Below are 4,100 nucleotides of genomic sequence, written 5' to 3' on the forward strand. Positions count from 1 at the left end.
CCCGCTGATTTCGCGCATACGCCCCGGGACGGTCAAGATCGTTCGTGCCGACCAAGGCGAGGAAAACATCTTCGTCGCCGGGGGCATTCTGGAAGTGCAGCCGGGCAGCGTGACGGTTCTGGCCGACACGGCTATCCGTGCCGCAGACCTGGACGAAGCCCGCGCCCTGGAAGCGCGCCAGAAGGCCGAACAGGCCCTGGCCAACGCCAAGGACAAGGCGGACATCGCCGTGGTCGAAGCCGAACTCGCCATGCTGGCTGCGCAAGCCATCGCGGCGCGCAAGCTGCGCCAAGGCGGCCGTTCGCACTAAGCGGCAAAGCGGTGCCCCGGGGTTCGCCCCGGAATCGAAAAAAGCGGCCCTCGGGCCGCTTTTTTCATTTCACGACGCGTCAATGTGCCAAGGCGACCGCATCCAGTTGCGTGGGGGCCGTGAGCGCGAAAGCGGAGCGCATTTCTCGTGCCTCCTCGCCCGGGCTGCGCCCGAAGAAGCGTTTGAACTCGCGGTTGAACTGCGATGCGCTCTCATAGCCGACCCGTGCGCCGGCCGCCGCCGCGGTCAGATCGTCCCGGATCATCAGCAGCCGAGCCTGATGCAAGCGCACCGACTTGATGTACTGGATCGGCGAGGTGGCGGTCACGGCCTTGAAATGCGCGTGGAAAGCCGGAATGCTCAGACCCGCCTCGCCGGCCAGCAATTCGACGTCCAGGCTTTGCGCATAGTCGTTATGGATGCGGCGCAGAACCCGGGAGATCCGGCCGAAGTTGCCTTGATAGGCCAGCGCTGCCCGGATTGCCCCGCCCTGGGGACCCATCAACACGCGAAAACTCAACTCCCGCACGATGGCGGGCCCCAGCACCTTGGCTTCCAGTGGCGAAGTCAAAGCCTGGAGCAGGCGCACGGTGGTGTCGGCCAGCGTTGCGTCCAGCGGCGTGGACACGATGCCCACGGGCGCGCAGACCGGCGTGCTCGCCTGCTGCTCCACCTCGATGACCAGATCGGCCACGGCGGTCATGTCCAGCCGCACGGATACGGCCAGCAGCGGCGCCTCGGGGCTGGCATCGGTCTCGGTCGAGAACGGCAGTGGCACCGACAACACCAGATAGTGCAAGGCATCGTAGCGATAGACCTGATCGGCCAGATAGCCACGCTTGTGGCCTTGGCAGACGATCACGATGCTGGGCTCGTACAGCACGGGAGTGCGTCCCAGCGGCCGATCCGCGCGCATCAGGCGCACGCCATCCAGCAAGGAACGCGTGTACCCCTCTTGCGGGGCAAGCCGCTGGATCAAGGCCGCCATCTCGGCTTGCCGGGTCATGTCTGGATGAGGGCTTTCATTGCGAGATCTTGGGTTCAATTTATGAACAGGCCATATTCTTGCATTAATTATCCAATATTTGATCTGAAGAAATAGAAATAGGCAATGATGCAATAGCTCTGCATCTCGTCTGATCCTGACGGCTTGCCTACGATTTCTCCTGGTTCATATCACCCCTGGCGGTCGTCTTTCATCGGCCCGGGGCACCAAGGAGAAGCAATGGAATCCATCAACGCGAACACCCCCAAGGTCATCGTCCTGACCGGCGCGAGCAGCGGCATTGGCGAGGCCACGGCCCGCCACCTGGCGCAGATGGGCCACAAGCTGGTCATCGGGGCACGCCGCAGCGACCGTCTCACCGCGCTGCAGGAGGAACTGCGTGCGCAGGGGGCCAGCGTGGACGCGCTTACGCTTGACGTCACCCAACTGGCCGATGTGCAGCGCATCGCCGCCTTTGCGCAGCAACGCCATGGCCGCATCGATGTGCTGATCAACAACGCGGGCGTCATGCCTTTGTCGCCGCTGGCGGCGCTCAAAGTCGATGAATGGAACCGCATGATCGATGTCAACGTGCGCGGTGTCTTGCATGGCATCGCGGCCGTGCTGCCTGCCATGCAGGCGCAGGGGCGTGGACACATCATCAATGTGGCGTCGATCGGCGCGCATGCGGTCACCCCGACCGCCGCCGTCTACTGCGCCACCAAGTACGCCGTGCGCGCGATCTCCGACGGGCTGCGCCAGGAGACAGATGTCTTGCGCGTGACGGTGGTCAGTCCCGGCGTCGTGGAGTCTGAACTGGCCGACTCCATCAGCGATGAGACGGCGCGCGCGGCAATGCGTGAATTCCGCCGCATCGCAATCGCGCCGCAGGCCGTGGCAAAGGCCATCGGCTATGCGATCTCGCAGCCGGATGACGTGGACGTCAGCGAAATCATCTTGCGCCCCACCGCAAGCCCGTACTGATCTACGCCCGTTCATTTTTCAAGGAACCCTCGTGTCCCACTCCACTGATCTTTCTTACGACAAGCCGTTCGCCGCGCGTGTCGCCATCCAGTAATTCGATTTACAAGGAGCATCACCCCATGCAAACACCCTCTCATTCCAAGGTCTGGTTCATCACCGGCGCTGCTCGCGGCATTGGCTTTTCCCTGGCTCGCCAGGCGCTGGCCAATGGCGATGCCGTGGCAGTCACATCGCGCACGCTCGACAGCCTGCATCAAGCTTTCGGACAAAACAACGCGCGTCTGCTGGCGTTGGAGGTCGACCTGGGCAGCGAGGCGAGCGTGCAGGCCGCCATCGATAAAGCGATCGCCACCTTCGGCCGTATCGACCGCGTGGTGAACAACGCCGGCTACGCCCAGCAGGGCACGGTCGAGGCGCTGACCGATGCCGAACTGCGCCGCAACTTCGAGGTCAACGTGTTCGCACCGTTGCACGTGCTGCGGCATGCACTGCCGCATCTGCGCGCGCAACGTAGCGGCCACATCTTCAACCTGGCCTCTATCGTGGGCTTCCAGGGCGGCTACGCGGGCTGGGGCAGTTATGCCGCCAGCAAGTTCGCCGTCGCGGGGCTGACCGAATCACTGGCGGCCGAAGTGGCAGAGCTGGGCATCAAGGCCACCGTGGTTTATCCGGGGCCGGTGCGCACGGACTTTCTGGCGCAAAGCGTGCTGGGCGTGGCCCAGCGTTCGATTGCCGACTACACCGAAGCCCAGGCTTCGCTGGATTTGCACTTGAACGGACTGCATGGCCAGCAAGCAGGCGACCCCGAAAAAGTCGCCACGCTGATCCTGCAAGCCTCTCGCGTCGCCAAGCCGCCCATCCATTTGTTCGCTGGCAAGATTGCCAACACCCTGGCCGAGCAGAAGATGCAGGCGGTCCGCGAGGATCTGGACGCATGGCGAGGCGCCTCCGACGCAACCGACTTCACCGACTGACACGCAGCCCACGGGCCACGCTTCCGCTTGTGGTGGAAGATGACGGCAAGCCAACTCCTCGATAACGGTACGCCCCTAACCTCTGCGATGTTCCTGCGGTTGCCGCGCCGCCCTTTGTGCAAGCCGCAATGCGATCACTACGAATAGCTGGCCGGCGCTTGCAACAGTAGCCTTCAGCTTTCCTAGTCAAGCGTAGGGGGAAAGCGTGCGAGAAGTCCTGGATTGCGGGGTTCTGCTGGCGCCTGGCCACGAAGGGGCGATGCGCGACCTGGTTGCGCAGCACCCGGCCAGGCAGATGCGCGTGCGGCTGCACTTGGTGTCGCTGAGTCCGGTGCGTTATGCAGCCGCCGGCGCGGAGCCTGAAGCCCAGATCCAAGATGCGGACGTGCAGGCGCTGGCGCGCTTGGCGGTGGCGCTCAGGCGCTATGACTGCTGCATCCTGCCTGTGGCGCCGTCGTCGCTGGCCTGGACGCGGATGGCTTTGCAGCAGGCGGACGCCGTGCTGACTACCCCGTTGCTGTTGCTGATCTCGGACGTGAAGGCGCCCGCCATCGAAGACCTGCTGAGCCTGGGCGCCTCGGATTTCGAGACCCAGCCCGCCTGCAGGGAGAGCCTGCGGGTGCGGCTTGGCCGCCTGGCCCGCCCGGGTGTCGCCGGATCTTGTCGAACACACCGTGTCCGGCCTGCGCCATCACCATCCGCGGCCCGCGCACGAATCCTTCCGGATCGCGAAGGCGCGGGTGGTGGACGGCTTCGAGCGCGACTACATCCGGCTTGCGCTGGCGCGCCATGGCGGCAACGTGGCGCAGGCGGCGCGTGCCTGCAGCAAGCACCGGCGGGCCTTCTG

Annotated in this window: 4 protein-coding genes and 1 pseudogene; 4 read left to right on the forward strand and 1 reads right to left on the reverse strand. The window is 64.6% G+C overall.

The annotated features are described in order from the left end of the window. Positions 1-310, forward strand: a 310-nt coding sequence (gene atpC, locus VIR09_RS00440; RefSeq protein WP_332010638.1) for an ATP synthase F1 subunit epsilon, incomplete at its 5' end; no start/stop codon positions are given. A 79-nt stretch (positions 311-389) separates the two neighbouring features. Here the strand turns inward: atpC and VIR09_RS00445 are convergent. Further along, positions 390-1,316 carry an AraC family transcriptional regulator gene (locus tag VIR09_RS00445; protein ID WP_332010640.1) on the reverse strand — a complete coding sequence of 309 codons (927 nt, stop codon included), beginning with the start codon at positions 1,314-1,316 and terminating at the stop codon, positions 390-392. 219 nt (positions 1,317-1,535) lie between these two features. Here VIR09_RS00445 and VIR09_RS00450 point away from each other — a divergent pair, with 219 nt between their 5' ends. From VIR09_RS00450 to VIR09_RS31555, 3 genes and pseudogenes are all read left to right on the forward strand, one after another. Next, on the forward strand, positions 1,536-2,279 hold the full coding sequence (locus VIR09_RS00450; RefSeq protein WP_332010642.1) for an SDR family oxidoreductase: 744 nt from the start codon (positions 1,536-1,538) through the stop codon (positions 2,277-2,279). 119 nt (positions 2,280-2,398) lie between these two features. Beyond that, the gene (locus VIR09_RS00455) at positions 2,399-3,253 is read left to right on the forward strand and encodes an SDR family oxidoreductase (RefSeq protein WP_332010643.1); all 855 of its coding nucleotides are present in this window, start codon (positions 2,399-2,401) and stop codon (positions 3,251-3,253) included. A gap of 259 nt (positions 3,254-3,512) precedes the next feature. Further along, a pseudogene (locus VIR09_RS31555) lies at positions 3,513-4,100 on the forward strand (helix-turn-helix domain-containing protein); the annotation flags it as partial.

This window comes from Achromobacter sp. (assembly GCF_036567245.1).
Lineage (GTDB): Bacteria > Pseudomonadota > Gammaproteobacteria > Burkholderiales > Burkholderiaceae_B > Achromobacter.

What these genes read in the sequence shown, in the direction of transcription:
- VIR09_RS00445 (WP_332010640.1), bottom strand. Translation starts at nt 1,316, where the DNA reads ATGACCCGGCAAGCCGAGATGGCGGCCTTGATCCAGCGGCTTGCCCCG.
- VIR09_RS00450 (WP_332010642.1), top strand. Translation starts at nt 1,536, where the DNA reads ATGGAATCCATCAACGCGAACACCCCCAAGGTCATCGTCCTGACCGGC.
- VIR09_RS00455 (WP_332010643.1), top strand. Translation starts at nt 2,399, where the DNA reads ATGCAAACACCCTCTCATTCCAAGGTCTGGTTCATCACCGGCGCTGCT.